General features: G+C 67.8%; 11 protein-coding genes and 2 pseudogenes. 7 read left to right on the forward strand and 6 right to left on the reverse strand.

The features are described from left to right. Nucleotides 1–178: 178 nt before the first annotated feature. The 3 genes from OF850_RS18950 to OF850_RS18960 form a co-directional block, all read right to left on the reverse strand. The gene (locus OF850_RS18950) at nucleotides 179–1213 is read right to left on the reverse strand and encodes an IS110 family RNA-guided transposase (RefSeq protein WP_301591903.1); all 1035 of its coding nucleotides are present in this window, start codon (nucleotides 1211–1213) and stop codon (nucleotides 179–181) included. Nucleotides 1214–1487: 274 nt separating this feature from the next. Then, nucleotides 1488–2579, reverse strand: coding sequence for a hypothetical protein (locus OF850_RS18955; protein WP_301591904.1), 1092 nt, complete (start codon nucleotides 2577–2579; stop codon nucleotides 1488–1490). A gap of 1014 nt (nucleotides 2580–3593) precedes the next feature. Further along, the gene (locus OF850_RS18960; protein ID WP_301591905.1) at nucleotides 3594–4106 is read right to left on the reverse strand and encodes a very short patch repair endonuclease; all 513 of its coding nucleotides are present in this window, start codon (nucleotides 4104–4106) and stop codon (nucleotides 3594–3596) included. Nucleotides 4107–4444: 338 nt separating this feature from the next. Here OF850_RS18960 and OF850_RS18965 point away from each other — a divergent pair, with 338 nt between their 5' ends. The 3 genes from OF850_RS18965 (at nucleotide 4445) to OF850_RS18975 (ending at nucleotide 7854) form a co-directional block, all read left to right on the forward strand. Next, nucleotides 4445–4999: a hypothetical protein gene (locus tag OF850_RS18965; RefSeq protein ID WP_301591906.1), complete on the forward strand. Its 555-nt coding sequence runs from the start codon at nucleotides 4445–4447 to the stop codon at nucleotides 4997–4999. A 47-nt stretch (nucleotides 5000–5046) separates the two neighbouring features. Beyond that, entirely contained in the window at nucleotides 5047–5922 is an 876-nt protein-coding gene (locus tag OF850_RS18970; protein WP_301591907.1) for a DNA-primase RepB domain-containing protein, read from the forward strand. Between the two features lie 219 nt (nucleotides 5923–6141). After that, nucleotides 6142–7854, forward strand: coding sequence for an AAA family ATPase (locus OF850_RS18975; protein ID WP_301591908.1), 1713 nt, complete (start codon nucleotides 6142–6144; stop codon nucleotides 7852–7854). A gap of 531 nt (nucleotides 7855–8385) precedes the next feature. Here the strand turns inward: OF850_RS18975 and OF850_RS18980 are convergent. Continuing rightward, nucleotides 8386–8763: pseudogene (locus tag OF850_RS18980) on the reverse strand (integrase core domain-containing protein); the annotation flags it as partial. A gap of 27 nt (nucleotides 8764–8790) precedes the next feature. Between OF850_RS18980 and istA the strand changes: the two are divergent. Beyond that, nucleotides 8791–10050 (forward strand): IS21 family transposase, encoded by a 1260-nt coding sequence (gene istA / locus OF850_RS18985; RefSeq protein WP_301591909.1) that lies wholly within the window; start codon nucleotides 8791–8793, stop codon nucleotides 10048–10050. Then, nucleotides 10047–10403, forward strand: a complete 357-nt coding sequence (locus OF850_RS18990; protein ID WP_302474482.1) for an ATP-binding protein — start codon at nucleotides 10047–10049, stop codon at nucleotides 10401–10403. The genes istA and OF850_RS18990 overlap by 4 nt, the downstream gene beginning before the upstream one ends. A 113-nt stretch (nucleotides 10404–10516) precedes the next feature. Here OF850_RS18990 and OF850_RS18995 read toward each other — a convergent pair. Next, nucleotides 10517–12196, reverse strand: a pseudogene (locus OF850_RS18995) (IS1634 family transposase); the annotation flags it as partial. A gap of 40 nt (nucleotides 12197–12236) precedes the next feature. Between OF850_RS18995 and istB the strand changes: the two are divergent. After that, complete coding sequence (gene istB / locus OF850_RS19000) at nucleotides 12237–12914, forward strand: IS21-like element helper ATPase IstB (protein WP_301591933.1); 678 nt, start codon at nucleotides 12237–12239, stop codon at nucleotides 12912–12914. A 73-nt stretch (nucleotides 12915–12987) separates the two neighbouring features. Next, complete coding sequence (locus OF850_RS19005) at nucleotides 12988–13368, forward strand: tyrosine-type recombinase/integrase (RefSeq protein WP_301591911.1); 381 nt, start codon at nucleotides 12988–12990, stop codon at nucleotides 13366–13368. A gap of 460 nt (nucleotides 13369–13828) precedes the next feature. Here the strand turns inward: OF850_RS19005 and OF850_RS19010 are convergent, their stop codons facing one another. After that, on the reverse strand, nucleotides 13829–17134 hold the full coding sequence (locus OF850_RS19010) for a DUF499 domain-containing protein (protein WP_301591912.1): 3306 nt from the start codon (nucleotides 17132–17134) through the stop codon (nucleotides 13829–13831). Nucleotides 17135–17146: the final 12 nt, after the last annotated feature.

Here is a 17146-nt window from a genome sequence, read left to right on the forward strand (position 1 = left end):
ACGGCCGCTGGCCCTGATGCAATCCGCAGCTCGGCTCCCAATCAGCCTATCGCGCTCAAGGCGCTTAACGCCTAACGGGTTCTGCCGGGCCCCGGGTTCGACCGGTTCGCCATCACGCCACCATCGCCCTCACGCACCCGCCGGTCGCGGCGACCTCCGGCGAGGAAGCTATCGTTTCCTATGCGCCTACGGGCTGCGCGCCTCCATGCTGCGGTTCAAAGCTCACGCCACGCGTCAGCAGCGCCCAGGCGATGCGAGCCGTCTTGTTGGCCTGCGCGACCGCCGCGACCATGGTCGGGCGGCGCTCCAGCAGATCCCCAAGCCAGCCTCCCTTTGCCTTGGCCCGCGTGTGCCGGATCACCGCCGAGGCCCCGAGCACCAGGAGACGCCGCAGATAGCGGTCGCCTGCCTTGGAGATGCCACCCTGTCGCGGCTTGCCGCCTGTGCTGTTCTGCCTCGGCACGAGGCCAATCCAGGCCGCGAAGTGCCGGGCCGAGGCGAAGTTCGACACGTCGCCCACGGTCGCGACGATTGCTGACGCCGTGATGGGACCGATGCCGGGCACGGCCGCGAGGCGCCGGCTGGCCTCGCTTCCCTTGTGCCAGGCGAGGATCGCCGCCTCGATCTCCTCCACCCGCGCGCTCAACGTCTCCAGCTCCGCCGCCAGGCCTCGCAGCGCCTGGCGGGCCAGGGGCGGCAGGGTGGTTTCATCCTCGCCGAGCAGAACGGCCAGCAGATCCGCCACGCGAGCGATCCCCTGCGGGGCGATGATGCCGAACTCCGCCATGTGCCCGCGCAGCGCATTCACCAGCATGGTGCGCTGCCGGATCAGCAGGTCTCGCGTCCGGTGCAGCACCAGCACCGCCTGCTGCTCCGCTGTCTTCACCGGCACGAAGCGCATGCTCGGCCGGCCCACCGCCTCGCAGATCGCCTCGGCATCGGCCGCGTCGGTCTTGCCGCGTTTGACGTAGGGCTTCACGTAGGAGGCTGGGATCAGCCGGACCTCGTGGCCAAACGCGCTGATCGCCCGTGCCCAGTGATGCGCCGTGCCACAGGCCTCGATGCCCACCAGGCAGGGCGGCAGAGCGCGGAAGAAGTCGAGCACCTCGCTGCGGCTCAGCTTGCGCCGGAGCACCGCCCGGCCGGCCTCGTTCACTCCGTGTGCCTGGAACACGCGCTTGGCGATGTCCAGCCCGATCGTGGTAACTTCCATGGTGGACGGCTCCTCTGCTCGCAGCCTTCGACAGCCGCGAGCCTGGCACAGCGATGCCGCTCAGGGGCCGTCCACCGCATCAGGCTAGGACGATGGGGGCGCGCTCGTGAGCCTCGTGCTTGTGGCCCGGGTGTCGCTTCAGGACATGCGTAGGGTTGTCCGGATCATGAGAGGATGGCGGCGTCCCGTACTATTGATGTCCAGGTCGCCGCGACATCGTGGCGCGGCTCGCGCATGACCATGTGACCGCCGCGGGACGCGCCGGCCGGCCCGGTCACTTCTGGGCGGCCTTCGCCTCCTCCTTCACGGCCTTCGGGGCGACCCAGAGACCGAGCCGTCCGTCGGCGATCTCGCAGAGGATGGCGGAAGTGACGTCCGCCCGGAAGATCTCGCACCCCGTATCGTCCTCCCAGATCTGGCCCAGGTGGTCCTCCTTGCACTGCGCGAGGGTGTAGCCGTCCTTGATGGCCACGACATCGACGCTGTCCTGCCCCTCGACGAGGGACTGCACCTTTCCGTCCTCGCCGCGTGTCACCAGGATCAGAGCGCAGGCCTTCGTCTTCAGACCGGCCTGGTAGGCCTGGCAGCTCGCGTCGCGCAACGGGATGGTTGCCGTGTCGCCGTCCGGTTTGCCCCGGGTGAGGGCCCGCTCCCTGTTGTAGATCGAGGTCACGCCACCCTGGTCCAGGATCCACGCGGTCGTATCGTCCCGGAGCGATTCCGCCCGTACGGCCTTCTTCAGGGTCCGGTTCTTTGCCGCGGCGTCGGCCACGATGTACTCCATCGCGCGGAGGGCCGCGCGGGCGACCGTCGTCCGGCGGTGCTTGTCGTAAGCGGCCGGCATGAGGAGCCGCGCCAGGAGCAGACACGGATTGGCCATCGCGCGCTTGCCGACCGACAGGACAGACGGCGCGTCCTTGCCCAGCGCCCTGTTCGCCTCGTTGAACTTGTGGACGAGGCTGGGAAGGGCATTTGGATCCTTCTTGAGCCGCAAGGCATGCACCGCAATGGTGGCGGACGTGGACGCCAGGGCCTGGCTCGAGCGTGCCGACGTGTCGGTCAGCTGCTCAGAGGCTTCCCTGAGGGCATCGAATGCTTGGTCAACATCGCTCGGCCTGCCGGCTTTTGAGGACCTACTGCCGTCACTGCGCTGCGTTCCTTCATCCAGCGCACCCTTGTCGTGATCGCTGCTCCCGTCCTTCTGTTCCTTTCCATCTTCCTCTTTCTCAATTTCGGGGCGGCCGTCGAAGGAGCCAGCTGTCTCCTCAGCTGGGGTTGCCGGCTTTGCGATGTCGGGCGGCCTGTCGGGGCCCGCTTGAGAGAGGTTCTCGGAATCCGAGTCCGGATTGAAGAGCGTGTTGTCCATCTGCCTGGGATCCTTTCGTGATTCGAACCACTGGCCTCCGCATTTCAAAACCGGCGCCTTTCCACTTGCACTGCGAAGACCTTCATTGTTCTTCGCGCCCCCACCCCAGATCGATCAAGGTTTCGCTGGGGCGTTTCGCAAATTTCCCCGAAACCCCGGAGAATTCATTTGCCGAATTCCTCAACATCTAGTTCGGGACGTGCCCATAGTTCTTCGCGGTCCGACAGCACGGCTGGGGACAGGCGCGCTCAACGGTGTTCGAATGGAGTGGCGTAAGACGGCGTCGAGGCGGGCGGATGCCGAGCGGACGTGCTCGCGACGGCAGAGGACCGAGTGACGGCACCTCGCTCCCGGCCATCCTATCACTCGCTGGATGAGCAGCCGCACCGGTCCCCAGGAGGCCAGACGGGCCCGCGGCATGACCTGGATCCCGCGCATGAGAAGGGCAGGGGCCGTGACCGGCTTCTCTCCTCCATTCCCCCTGCTTCCTGATCTGGATCAGCGGTCGAGCCGGCTGGACGGGGGACGGTCTAGAAGGACGCCATGCGCGTCCCGCCGTTCGGAACCGGCACGCTCGCTCCCGGTCAACCGGCGATCCACCACCCGTCAACCAGCGATCAACCAAGCGTCAACCAGCGATCAACTGAGGATCTACTACGGATCAACTCATGGCGGATCCTTTCCACCCCGCGTTCGGCTCGTAGCCAGCCTCCACTCCGGCTTTGGCTTCCCGAGGCGTGCGGGCGCAATACCGCAAATTTTCAGTTTGCTGGTTTTCGCCGAGCGCGGGCGTGCCGGCGCAATACCGTGAATGGCTCGTTCACGTTTCTCGCAAAGCCCTCCGCGTGCAGGCGAAATCCAGCCGGTTCTTAGTCCTTTCAACCGCCGAAGCGCTCTCGGGAGCCTCGTGATCGTCTTCAGCAAGCGCGTCAAACAGGTGGGTTGGCATCCATGACCGGTGCCCGGGGCCCTACTTGGCTGCCAGAGGGAGTCACTCCAGCAGCCAAGTCATGGTCACGCGGGGAGCTGGCTGGGCGAGGTGCCAGCCGACAGATGGCTGCCTGCGGCGGCAGGATCTGGCGGCCCTGACGTGATCTCGGCGTGAGTGGCGCCACTCTCAAGGAGACGCTTCAGCTCCGCTCCAAGACGGGTCGCTTGCATCCGCCGGGTCGCGCATTCGCGCACCATGATCGTCCGCCATCCCTGCGCCTGCAGGGCTGTAAGGACGGCGGCATCGCGGGCCTGGTTGCGAGCGAACTTCGCCTCCCAGAACGCGCGGTTCGTCGTGGGCACGCGCGCCAGCTGGCAGCCACGGTGATGATGCCAGAAGCATCCGTGGACGAACACGCACACGCGGTGGCTGTCGAGCACGAGGTCCGGCGTGCCGCGCAGCTCCACGGCGTGGCAGCGAAGCGGGCCGAGCCCCGCGCGTAGCAACGCGTCGAGGGTGGCCTGCTCGGGGCCGGTGAGGCGCAGGGGCGCGTGGGCGGCCGCGCCAGCGGCGCGGCCAAGGTGGGTCAGGTTCAAGGGAGGATCTCCGTCCCGGTTCGGGCGAGGGAAGTCTGAGAGTCAGACTTTTGGTCTGGGCTCAGACGGGGCCGATGGAGGGCCGCGCTGCACCACGCGGCCGGGGAGGAGAGCCCTCATGTGAATCGCGCGCGCCGTCTCCGCAAGAGTCTGCAGGCGCGGCAGGTCGATTCTCTCGCGCGGGAGGGAGAACCCCCAGAGGGGGGGGGAGGGAGGCCTGGAGGCCTCCCGCGCGGCGCCCGCTGGCGCCGGGGCAGGGCCGTGACCGGTCCCCGCCCCGGGCCCGCCGGGCACCGCGCGGTGGGGCGATTCACCCCACCTCCAAAGGAGACCAATCCATGAAATCCATTGAACTGCCGGCCTTCGCGCGGCGTGACGGCCTGCGCCCGCATCACCTCGCGGGCCTTGCTCCTGACGTGTGCGCCGACCGGCACGCGTTGCGCTTCGAGGAGCGCGACGCCGCGGGCCTTCCCTGCGGCGTGCTCACCATGTCCGGCTCCGGGCGCTACGGTTTCGGCGCCGGCGGCCGGCGCGGCCTCACCGTCCTCGGCGATACACCGGGCGTGACGCGCCTGCTGCTCGCCAGCGGGGCCTACGCGGCGCTCTGCGCGCACGCGCTGGAGGCGGGTCCGGGCACGGTGTGCGCCTCGCCCGGCGGCTCCTGGACCGCGCGGGCAGAGGCGGCGCTGGAGGCGCTGATCCGCACCCGCGGCCTGTGGCAGGTCACGGTGGCGCAGCCGCCGGGCGAGGCGGGGGAGCGCTTCGCGCAGGCGACGACGGGGATCCTCCGCATGGGCGGGCTCGGCCTGTTCGTCGCGCATGAGGTGCGGCGCCTGCCGGCGGACTTCCCCACCCTGATGGCCCGGCGCGCCGCCAGCATGGAAGTGGCGTAATGCGCAGCTCTTGTAAATTTTCAGGGCTCGCCTGCACTCGCGAGGCCGTGGCCGGATTCTGCCGCGCGCTGCCGTCGAAGATCTTTCGCGTCGCCCTTGTCCCCGCGGAGGCGGAGGAGGTCGTGACACCGGAGCGGCGGCGCTTCACGGAGGCGCAGCTCCTGCGCGGCGCAGGCTTTCTCCGGTCGCGGAACGCGCACGGCTTCCACGTCTTCGTGCGGCCGGAGACGATGCGCCACGTGCTGGTCGACGACCTGTGCGAGGACGGGCTGGCCGCCCTGCGCGCCGCGCATCACGTCGCCGCCGTCGTCGAGACCTCGCCGCACTGCCTGCAGGCCTGGGTGACGGTGAGTGAGGAAGAGATCACCGCTCCCGTAGCGACGGCCGTCGCGCGTCATCTCGCGGCGCGGTTCGGCGGGGATCCCGGCGCGGCCGACGCGACACACCTGGGACGGCTGCCGGGGCTCGCCAACCGGAAGCTCCTGCACCAACGCAGCGACGGATCCTTCCCCTGGGCGCGGCTGCGCGCCGCCCCGGGTGGCGTCGATCCCGGTGGGGCGGCCCTGATGGAGGAGGCGCTGCGCCGCGTCACGGCACCGCTGCGCGCGGCAGGGGCGGGGTCTCTCCTGCCCAGGACACAGGCGCGGGGCCGGATCCGCTGGCGCAGCCCGGCGGAGGAGCATCGGGAGGCCGAGCGCCGTGTGCGGCTCACCCTGCCGCCCCTGCTCAGGCTGGACCGGTCGCGCCTCGACTTCGCGGTGGCGCGCCGCCTGCTGGGTCGGGGGGCGTCCGTCGCGTTCGTCACCGACGTCATCGCCGCCGGCGCGCGGGCGGATGGGCTCGGGCCGCGCGTGCGCGCGGAGTACGCCCACCGCACGGTGGCGGCCGCGGCGCGGGCCCTGTCTGGGGTGGAAGATGGGTGACGGAGACGGTTGGCGCGCCCGGCCGGGCGCGCTGATCACACGCCCCGCCGCCTGCCGGCGGGGGAGAGGGATGAAGGGGTAAGGGGACCGGCCCTGGGCGCCGGCACGGGTGGGTGGCGCGGATGCGTCCACCCCCCGCGCCGGCCGCCCTGGCCGGTCCTGTTCCGCCATCCGGCGGGAGGGAGGGGGGATCCGGCATCCCAAGGAAAGGAAATCCCGATGCCTCATTCTCGCCCATACGCCTTCCTGTCGCGCCCCGTCTGCGACCCTGGCCCGGTCCCCGGCGTCACCGTCGCCGCGTCCCGCCTGGCCCTGGAGTGCCTCGTCCGCGCCGACGCGCCGCGCCCCTGGTGCCCCGACTGCGCATCAGAGGACGAGGGGCCGAACCTCGGCGACCTCGTGCTGGTGCGGCTGCCCTCCGCCGCGCTGCGCGTGGTTCCACGCGACGTGGTGCCCACGATCCACGGCCCGGTGGCCTACGCCGCCTCCGACCAGATCGCGCGCACGCGCCTGGCCGGTCATGCGGAGCTGCGTCCAATCCCTGATGGCGGCGACGTGCGCCGACTCTGGGCGGTCGGCCAGCGCCTCGACCTGGCGCCGGAGGGAGGCGCCGACGACACCGACGAGGCGGCGCGCCGCCTCGCGGACATCGTGGCGCTGGTGCTGCGCGCCACGCCGGCCAGCCCAGACGGCCCGGCCCGGCGGGCGCTGGACGCCGCCGTGGATCTGGCGGCCCTGCTGGTGCGCGTGCCCGGGCTCACAGACGCGCCTGGTACGCGGCGGCTCCTCCCACTCGCCCGCGCCGCTGGGCTGCACCCGCGCCCAGGGCTGGGCGCCTGGGGCCTGCCGCTCGGCCTCGCGCCGGAGGTGACGCAGGCGCTGCGCGGCGCGGAGGCAGCACGGTTACTCCTGCGCCTCACCGCGGAGCAGGTGGCCGGGGCCCGGTTACCGGGGGCGCTTCCCGTGCCGGTGCCGCGGCCGCTGCTCCTGATGCCGCCGCCGGCCTCCGGCGACCCGATGGAGGGCGAGGTGCTGGAGGCGCTGCGCCCGCTGGCCGAGCCACTCCCGCTGATCCCAGCGCCCGACGCACGGGAGGTGGAGGCACGCCTCGTGGAGGAGTTCCCCTGGCTGGTCACGCCGGCGCGAGCCGTGGCACGCGAGCTGGCCCTCGCCGCGCTGGGCGACGGGGCGTGCCGGCTGCCGCCGCTGCTGCTGGTCGGGCCGCCCGGGGCCGGCAAGACGCGCTGGGCCCGGGCGCTGGCCGAGGCCTGCGGGCTGCCGTGGCGGCGTCTCGCGGCGCCGGACGGCGGCGCCGCCGTGGCGCTGACCGGCAACGGGCGTGGCTGGCGCTCGCCGCGGCCCTGCTTCCCGGTGGAGGCGGTGCGCGACACGCAGGTGCTCAACCCGCTGCTGGTGATGGACGACATCGACCGCGCCTCGGCCGACGACCGGCATGGGACCGTGGCGGCCGTGCTCCTCTCCTTGCTCGAGCCGGAGAGCGCCCGCCATCACCTCGACCTGCTCGCCATGGCTCCGGCTGATCTGTCGCACGTGGGCTGGGTGTTCACTGCCAACGACACAGCGGGGTTGCCCGGCGCGCTGCTGGACCGGCTGCTCGTGCTTCAGGTGGATGGCCCCCCGCCGGAGGCACTCCCAGGCCTGCTCCGCGGCATGCTGCGCGACCTCGCGCAGGAACTGGGCCTCGCCGGACCGGAGGGGCTGCCGCCGCTGCCCGCGGGCGTCACCGAGGTGCTGCAGTGCGCGATGGCGCGCGAGTCTGGCGCAAGGACGGTGCGGGTGGCGCTGCGCCAGGTGATGGGTGCCATCAGGCGAGGCGAGGATCCGGCCTCCGTGGCCTACGTGATGCTGGAGCACGCCAGGACGCGCGACGACCGGGCCTATGCCGGTGGGCGCATGGGGTACGCGCGATGAGGCCGTCTGGCTGCTCCGTGCCTGAAGTCTGAATCTCAGACTTTCACGAAGCTCGTCACGTGGGCGCGGCGGACGGCCCGTTTCCAAACTTCGCCGGCCGCGTCCTTAGTTGCGCCATTGTCTTCACTCTTTCTCATCAAGCAAGAACTGCGATGCATCTCACCTTCATGATCGCCCAAGAGCCACAGCTGCTCCGGCAGCTGGAGAGGGTCCTCAAGGCAATGGCGGATGGGCACTTCACCATCATGCGCTTCACGACGAACTGGCGCGTCGGAAATGTCACGCCCGGGCAGCGTGAGAACATCGACGGGTCCCCGGAGGGTATCGTCTTCCGCGCGGCCGCAGTCCGCGCCTTTGCTTCCAAGAGAAGGAGCGCCGCATGTACATCACGACTGCGATCCTCATTCTATGGCGCTGCTGGCTCGCAGCGGCACGACGCAGGCTTATCGGTGCTGACCCGTTTGCCGGCGCGACCATTATCAGATCGACAAGCGCCCATTTTCCCACCAACGCGCCATCTGTTGTTGCCCCTTAAAGACCGGACAGGCTCTCCTGGGTTGATTGGGCGATGAACTCGCGCGGCGAGCGGTAGCCCAGCGCGCGGTGGGGGGGGACCTCACTGTAGTGGGCCAGCCAGCGCGGCAGCTGACGCAGCAGGCTCTGGGCATCCGGGATCGGCGAGACGCGGACATAGTCGCGTTTCAGCGTGCGAACGAAGGCCTCCGCCATGCCGTTAGATTGTGGGCTCTCGAGCGGCGTCGTCCTCGGTGTCAGGCCGATCTCACGGGCAAAGCGACGGGTCTCGCGCGCCACGAAGCAGCTGCCGTTGTCGGTGAGCCATTCGATGGGGCCAGGCAGCCGGTTGACCGGGCCGAACCTGTGCTCGACGGCGGCCACCATGAGGTGCTGCTGCCGTCCTTCAGGGGAGCGGCGCCGGTGGTCCGACTTGGGGAGATCGTCATGATCCTGGACCTGCACCGGCAGGGCCTCTCGGTATCCGCCATTGCCAGACGGACGGGGCTCGACCGCAAGACGGTGCGCAAATACGTCGAGCGCGGCCTGGAGGCGCCGGTCTACGGCCCGCGCCAGCCGCGAGCCACCCTGCTCGACCCGTTCAGCCGATACCTGCGCGAGCGCGTCGCGGCGTTTCCCGAGCTGACCGGGCGGCGGCTGCATCGAGAGCTGCGCGATCTCGGCTACACGGGCGGCTATACCAGGCTGACCGACTTCCTGCGCGACGTCCGCCCTCCGGCGGTGCCTGGCTTCGAGCATCGGTTCGAGACCGCGGCCGGGCAGCAAGCGCAGGTCGACTTCGCCCAGTTCCGCACCGCCTTCACCGACGAGCCCGGGGTGGTGCGGATCGTCTGGCTGTTCTCGCTCGTGCTCGGGCACAGCCGGATGCTCTGGGCACGCTTCGTCCTGCACCAGGACCTTCCGACGGTGCTGCGCTGCCACGTCGCCGCCTTCGAGGCGCTCGGTGGCGTGCCCGCCGAGATCCTCTACGACCGCATGCGCACCGCGGTGACGGGCGAGGATCCGCAAGGCATCGCCTACAACCCCACCCTGCTCGAGATGGCACGGCATTACGGCTTCCTGCCCAAGGCGTGCCGCCCCTACCGGCCACAGAGCAAGGGAAAGGTGGAGCGGCCCTTCCGCTACGTGCGCGAGGACTTCTTTCTCGCCCGCAGCTTCCGCAGCCTCGACGACCTCAATGCCCAACTGCGGCCGTGGCTGGACGGGGTGGCCAATGCCAGGGTGCACGCGACCACCCGCCGCGTGGTCGCCCAGCATTTCGCCGAGGAACGACCGAGCCTCGGGCCGCTGCCCGCCGGACCGTTCCAGGCCACGCTGCGCCTGGAGCGGCGGATCACCCGCGACGGCATGGTTTCGGTGGATGGCAACCTGTACAGCGTGCCGGACAGCACGCGCCGCCGTGCCGTTGAGGTGCACCTGCTCGCGGACGAGCTGCGCATCTTCGAGGAGAACCGGCTGGTCGCGAGCCACCCCGTGCTCGAGGGCAGTGGCCAGCGCCGGGTCGCCCACGGCCACCGCCGCTCCCGCCCGCCCGCCAGCGGGACCGCGCCCGGCCACACGGCTGTTCTCTCCGCCCGCCCGGGCGAGACGGTCGCCCGCCGACCGCTCACCTTCTACGCCGCCATCGCTCGGCGCCTGGCCGGGGAGGATATCCGGTCATGAGGGACGACATCCCGGTCTCCGCCATCCTGGAGCGGGTCCGGCGCAACCTGGTCGGGCTGCGCATGCCGCGCGCGCTCGAGGTGCTCGACCACGTCGTGCGTCAGGTCGAGCGCGGCGAGATGGGCACGCTGGAGGCCGTCGACGCCCTGCTCGCGGAGGAGCTGAGCCTGCGCGAGGGACGGCGGATCAAGGCGGCGCTGCAGATGGCCCGCCTGGGCGCGGTCAAGACGCTCTCCAGTTTCGACTTCTCGTTCCAACCCTCGCTCGACCGCAACCGCATCCTGGCCCTGGCCGGGCTTGATTTCATTGGCCGCCACGCCCGACTTCAACACCTCGAAGCTGCAAGTGGCTGATTTAGGCTGCAAAACCCGAGAAATTAGGGGCGCGTGGCACCACGCCGGGGACGGCCCCTGCGCTTTGGTGATGGGGGTGGAGCGGGCGGGGCCGGAGCTGGCGGTGGGATGCCCTGGATCCGCGGCGGGATGGCGATGCCGCAGGCCCGCAGCAACGCCGAGGCGGTCGCCCCGACCTCGGTGCGCACCTTCCAGGTCTTCCCGCCCTGGCTCACCTCGGCTTGCTGCAGGCGGTCGAGGTCGCGCAGCATGTCGCCCCATTCCGGCGTGAAGCCCGCGGCGCGGCAGCGCGCATCCAGCTCCTTCTGCAGCACGAGGGCGAGGAAGGAGCAGAAGACGTGGCCTCGGATGGCGGCGTCGGAGGAGTGGTAGATCGGGCGCGTACGCAGCACGCCCTTGGTTCTGCGGAACAGGTTCTCCACGTCGAGAAGCTCGCGATACCGCAGCATGGCCTGCAGTGGCGTCACGCGGGCGTTGGTGCGCAACACGAAGATGCCGTCGTACCTGGCCTCCTCGGCCAGCTTGCCAGGATCGATCTCGAAGGCTGGCCCGGGCTTGGCCTTGCCGCCCTTGCCATCGGTCAGGGCGACGCGGCGCAAATAGCGACGGTAGGCCGAGTTGCCGATCAGCGCCTTGTCGCCACGCTGCAACTGCCCCTCGAGACCGGAGATGATCGCCTGCCGGTCGGCGCGGTCCCGCTCGGCCTCGGCCTCGTTGCGGCAGACAATGTAGCGCCGCCCCTGGTGGCGGACTTCCTTGGCAAAGAGTTGCGTCTCGGCGCCATTCGCGCGCTCGACCAGCAATGGGGTGAAGGGGCCCTCGTCGGCCAGCACCACCTCGCGCACCACGACGTCGCTGCGCTCGCGCGCGCCGAGGATGTACTCGAGCCCGCGCTCCTCCAGGCCCGCGAGGGTGGCGGCCGAGATCATGCCACGGTCGGCCACGATGCAGACCCGCCCTATGCCGAAGCGCCCGCGCAGGCGATCGACCACAGGCAGCAGGATCCGGACATCGGCGGTGTTGCCGGGCATGATCTCGGTGCAGACCGGCCGGCCCTCGGCATCGATCACCACGCCCAGCACCAGCTGCATCAGGTCGGGCCGGTGGTCCTTCGAGTGTCCCCGCTGCCCGAGCGTCTCCCCGCCCGCGCCCTCGAAGCGGAGCGAGGTGGTGTCCATGAACACCACCGAGAGCTCGCTGAAGAGGTCGCGCCGGCGCGCGAACAGCGCCTCCTCGATCCGGTCCTTGACGCAGCGCGGGGCAAAGGGCGTCGCGTGCGCCTGCCCGCCGTCTGCGGCGTCCAGCTCCTCGCCGAGCCAAGCCATGGCGCGATAAAGGTGGTGTAGCGCCAGGCCGTCGGTGCCTGGGATGAGATAGTCCTCCATCCAGCGCTCGCAGGCGCGGTCGGAGCCGGAGACGAAGATCCGGTGCAGGACGGTGGCGAAGATGGCCCGCTCGACCGCGAACTCGAAGCCGCGGCCGACGAGCAACGCCTGGATCACCGCGGCGCAGTCGGTCTCCTGCCACAACCGCTCGAACAGCAGCGGGCCACCGAGGCGGCGGGTGGACATGCGCAGGCCCTCGACATCTCGCTCGAGAGCGCAGAGCAGCATGACCTGGTCGCACAGGCGGGCGCCGGAGGCGAGCAGGCTGGCCAGGGCGCCGGACGCGGCGAGGTCGTCGGCACGGCCGAGGGTGGCGATGACGTGCTGGCGGTGCGCGCCGTCCTCCCGACGGTTCTCCACAATCTGCAGGTAGGTGCGGGGTCCGGAGGGCTTGAGGCGGAAGAACATGGCGCGCCGAGGAGAGCACCACGTCGCCGGCCGATTCGCTATGGGAAAAGTTAGGTCTGCACCGTCAAACGTGGCACCACATTTTGCGTCTCAGACCGGCTCCAGGACCGAAAAGCTGAATGAAATCAGCCCCCCAACTCCGGGAGGCCGCGCCTTACTGTTCAAGTCCGGCCACGAGGTGGTGCACCTGCTCGGGCCACCGGGGACCGGCAAGAGCCACCTCGCCATCGCCCTGGGCGTCGAGGCGGTGCGCGCCGGGCACAGCGTCTACTTCGCCTCCCTCGCCGACATCGTCGCATCCCTGGCCCGCGCCGAGCGGGAGGGGAGCCTGCGCGAGCGGATCCGCTTCCTGTGCCGGGCCTCGCTGCTGATCGTCGACGAGATCGGCTACCTGCCGATCACCCCGGGCAACGGCAATCTGTTCTTTCAACTGGTCAACGCCCGCTACGAACGCGGCGCCATGATCCTGACCTCCAACCGGGGCTTCGCCGAGTGGGGCGAGGTGTTCGGCGACCCCGTGGTCGCCACGGCCCTGCTGGACCGGCTGATGCACCACGCCGTGGTGGTGCAGATCGAAGGCTCAAGCTACCGCCTGCGTCAGCACGTCGACCTTGTACCAGACACCATCCGCACCCCGTCCGCGGCGTTCAGCCAGGCGCCACCACGCCGCCGCAGCCGTCCACCCAAAGTCAGGACAACCGAGCCGTCGCCCAACTGAGGACATTTACCTCGGCACTTCTGCGGAACATCAAACCGGCATTGACACGCGCGCGGCCTACCGCTTCATCAACATGCCCGACCACTACATGCGCCAGCTGAAGCGGTGGCGGCTTCTCTGCCCCAAATCCAAGCACGACCTCGTCTTCCCGAACTGGACGGGCATGGTCGAGTTCCTGTCCAACCTGAACCGGCGCGGTTGGCAGCCCCTCCTGCAGGAGGCAGGCATCGTCGACGAGGATGGCCGTCACAAGTACCCGCCGAAGAGCCTCCGCCACGCACGAGCCTCGCTCGAAATCCACAGCGGCGCAAACCCGAAGGAAATCCAGCGCCTGATGGGGCATTCATCGATCCGGGTGACCTACGACGTGTACGGTCACCTGTTCGAGGCGCATGAGGACAAGAGGCAGGACCGGGCAAACCAGATCGCAAACGAGCTGATGGCGGCGGAGTGAGTTGAGCGGTCCGGAGACGAAGTTTCAAAATAACTTGTGACTGATTTGTGACTCTTTTTCTTCGCTATAAGCAAAATCAATAACTTAGAAGCCGTTTTCGTGATATTGAAAATCCTTGTGTCGGTGGTTCAAATCCGCCCCGAGGCACCATTTAAAATCAACGAGTTATCTGCTACCAACCCGGTTTATCCACCAAGTAACCCCCAGTTTTACTCACCGCTGTAGCCCGCGGAAACCCGCTCCTCCCCAGCTCGTCACAAATGGGCGTGTGACTGATTTGTGACTCGTGTGACCCGATACAGGCCGCTTCCCCGAAGCCTGTCTATCGTTCGGGCGGAGTCCTGGTTCTCGGGTTGTTGCCAATCTGAGCCTTGAGCCGCGATCATGCGCGGCTCAAGAAGCATTTTTGCCCTAACTATGCCTGAGTTGGTTGCAGGAGAGGCGCTGATAGGCCTTAGCTCTATTGAACCACTTTCTCGATGAAGCCTAGCGTCGCTGCGTTCTCCATCAGTGTCCGCACTTTTGACCGATCCAGTCCTTTCGGAACCTCAGCATCGATTTCCAGCTTTAACGTGACTTCGCTTCCCGGCACCGTCGTCAACTGCTCAATGATGGCCTCTACGATCTGGTGAATCTCCCGCGCTGGCCGGTCCGGTGAGATCATCACCGTCCCGATAAAGCGGGTGGGTAACTTCTCCTCGGCAGGTGCGCCTTTCCCGCCATCGGGAGGAGTAGCGCCATTGCCACCTGCCCCGGAGGTTCCAGCCCCATCGGAGCCGCCGCTCGGTGCAGCAGGCGTATCGCCTTTAGGCGCCGGGCGGTTAGCCTCAGCCACAGCTGGCTTGATGATTACGCTGTCGCTGTCGACGACGACCAGAGCATTCCCGCCCTTCTCGATCACCAGACCTAAATAAGACTGTGATGCTTCGTCCCAGCGTTCTGCGTAAGCAAATGGACCGGGAATCATGCCGGAGATGGCTGCCTGAACCGCTTTCACGAGCACGGCCTGATTCTTCAGGCGCGGAAGGTACGTATAGCGGTTGAGATACTCCCACATATCCTTGAGCGAGAGGTGGGCCTTGCCGTTCCAGATGTACTTCTGGAGGTCACGATCCAGCCGGGTCGGCCCGAGCTCAATCAACAGCCCCTCGTCGCTCACCAGCTTTTTGCTGGCACGTGAAAGCAGGCCGTCCTGCGCAGGTATCTTGCCCGACGTCCACTCGACCTCCGCCTGTGCGCTCTCCTGAACCGGGTACAAGAGATAGCACCAGGCTTCCTTCAGGCGGGTTTTTACTGTCTCGTTGGCTTCGGAGAGCTTGGCCTCTGCAAGCGCACTATCGCTCTGGGTGAGGTTGAGCCGCTTGGTGTCACGAACGATCTCGCCCCAGGCAAGTGCCGAGCGGACGGCGTCCTTCAGGTTATCGAGCTGGCGCGACTCTGCGGCGATAAACACAAGCATGTTGCGGTAGACGCGAGGCGTGCTTCCGCGTTGCAGCAGAATGTCCTTGGCTTCCGTCATGGCCTCGGAGCCGTCGCGTCCTGTGTGTGGGTGTGCAACGCCCAAGACGATGGCGCGAACACCGCCTGCCTCGTCCGGTACATCGGCCGAGCTGCCCGGTGCGACTTGGACGGCATCGAAATGGCCACGGTCACCGATGCAATTGATGTACTTGTTAAGCTCTTTGTCGATGGTCATCAGGACCAGAACTTCTTCAAGCTGGCCTGCCCGGTCTGCCGCAATCCGGTTAAGGCTCGCTGACATCGAGTACCAGTAGCGCCCGAGGTCCGCATGCATGAACTTCGCCTGATTGGTCAGGCGGCGCAGCGCATCGCCAAAGATCGACGGTCGCTCGCCCGGCTGTACCACCCCCAGATTGATCTGCTTGTCGTCCAGGCCCTTGTTCTGCTGCTGATGGGTGGGAGCCGTGCCCATGAACACCGCGCGGGCAACGCGGCGTGTCGCGGAGTAACGGTTGAGGTTGGGGGCTGACTGGTCGATCTTATAAGGTGTGGCTGTCGTGCCGTCGACATCGGCCGCAATGATCGACTGCCAGCTCACATCGAGATAATGCAGCAGTTCCGGCTCGACGCGCGCGGAACTGATCGCAACGCTCCCCGGCATGATCATCACCGATGGATCATTGCTCATCCAGAGCTCATGGATGACCTGCGCCATCAAGCGCAGAACACCGCGAGTTCGCTGGAACTTTTCGAGTGAGCCCCAGCTCGTATAGAGCTGGTCAAAGAGCTCAGGGTGGATAGGATAGGCTTTCTCGAGCTTACGGCGGTAATCTTCGTCCGCGCAGCCCTGCGGAAAGTCATTGGTATTTTCGCGGTAAAGCTTTGCGAACTGCTTGAGCGTGTTATCCCGGTGGTGAAACTTGTCACCCGGTATCTGCTTGAAGAGCCGTCGCCGAACGATCTCATAGCTCTCTTCCTGCGAGGCAGGACGCCAGGAGGACTCAACACGGGAGAAGGTCTGCTTGAGGCGCGCGAGCGCTTCCTGCCCGCCTTCGCCGCCAACTTCGATTTGAGACGCCGGCAGCGAAGCGACGAGCAGTGTGCCCGGGCTGGCCTTCACCGCTTCCGTGAGCGACTGCACAAAGGAGAGGTTTGCATCGAAGGAACCCGACGGCAGGCCCTCGACCTTGTAGATCTGGCGCAGATAGGCGACCCATTCGTCGATAAGGATTAGGCAGGGGGCGTACCGCTTGAAGATCGCTTCCAGGAGGTTTGATCCCGGCGCGATACCAGCCGCGTCGTTCTCGGCAACCATTTCGAAGCCTTCAGCCCCGCCGAGCTGCCACGCAAGCTCGCCCCACGTCGTGCGGATCTTCCGCCCGTCGACGTTCAGCACATCCTGGGGACCGCGTGACGTCCCGACCAGGACGGCGCGGTTCACCTTCTTGGGCACCGTGAGCCCGTGCTCGTCAAGAAGACGGTCAAGGCCTGGCAAGTCCTGTGCGGGTGTGCCGCTTGCCATGTGGTAGAGGGCGAGCATCGAGTGCGTCTTGCCGCCGCCGAAGTTGGTCTGCAACTCGACGACCGGATCGCCGCCCGCCTTCGAGAGCCGTTTGGCTGCGCCGACGAGCAGCGTGCTGAGCCCGTCTGTCAGGTAGGTGCGGCTGAAGAACTCCTGCGGATCGCGGTACTCAGACGGGGCGCTTCCGGAATGAACTTTGCCCAGGTCAGCGGCGAACTCCGCCTGCATGAACTCGCCCGTCGCCACGTCCTGGTGCGGTTCGACGATCTCGCGCCACGGCAGTAGACCGGCCACGGTCTCAACCGAAATGTCGAGCCGCTGCGTCTTCCGCCGCTCTTCGTTCCGCTGCAGCTCCGTGAACTTGGTGCGCAGGATCGTGTCGCGCATCTTGCTGATTTGCTCTGCGGTCTCCCCGGCGCTGATGGCCTCCATTAGGCGGCGCATAGTATCGAGAGCGCGTTCGGCATCGTCGTAGGTGAAGTTCTCGTTGTGGGAGAGCCTGTTCCGCACCTCGAGAAGTTCGGATACATAGGAGCGCTCCGGGTGGCCGAGCACCATGGCAAAGGCATCCTTCCAGAACGCCATCATGGTCTTGAGCAGTGCCTGCTGGTCCCAGGCTACATCCCCTTTAGAGTTCGCTTTGAGGCCGCTCACGCGGTTAACGACCTCAATCTGCCAATGCCCCGTGATGGAACTCTCAAGGCGCTTCTCGACAAACGGGGTAAGCGCTTCGGGGAGAAGCTCCATGCCTTCGAAAACGTACTGTCTCGTGCTCTTCGCCACTGCTCATCCCCC

Source organism: Sabulicella glaciei (assembly GCF_026183895.1).
GTDB classification, from domain to species: Bacteria; Pseudomonadota; Alphaproteobacteria; order Acetobacterales; family Acetobacteraceae; genus Roseococcus; species Roseococcus glaciei.

What these genes read in the sequence shown, in the direction of transcription:
- OF850_RS18965 (WP_301591906.1), top strand. Translation starts at nt 4,445, where the DNA reads ATGAAATCCATTGAACTGCCGGCCTTCGCGCGGCGTGACGGCCTGCGC.
- OF850_RS18975 (WP_301591908.1), top strand. Translation starts at nt 6,142, where the DNA reads ATGCCTCATTCTCGCCCATACGCCTTCCTGTCGCGCCCCGTCTGCGAC.
- OF850_RS19005 (WP_301591911.1), top strand. Translation starts at nt 12,988, where the DNA reads ATGCCCGACCACTACATGCGCCAGCTGAAGCGGTGGCGGCTTCTCTGC.
- OF850_RS18950 (WP_301591903.1), bottom strand. Translation starts at nt 1,213, where the DNA reads ATGGAAGTTACCACGATCGGGCTGGACATCGCCAAGCGCGTGTTCCAG.
- OF850_RS18955 (WP_301591904.1), bottom strand. Translation starts at nt 2,579, where the DNA reads ATGGACAACACGCTCTTCAATCCGGACTCGGATTCCGAGAACCTCTCT.
- OF850_RS18990 (WP_302474482.1), top strand. Translation starts at nt 10,047, where the DNA reads ATGAGGGACGACATCCCGGTCTCCGCCATCCTGGAGCGGGTCCGGCGC.
- istB (WP_301591933.1), top strand. Translation starts at nt 12,237, where the DNA reads ATGGGAAAAGTTAGGTCTGCACCGTCAAACGTGGCACCACATTTTGCG.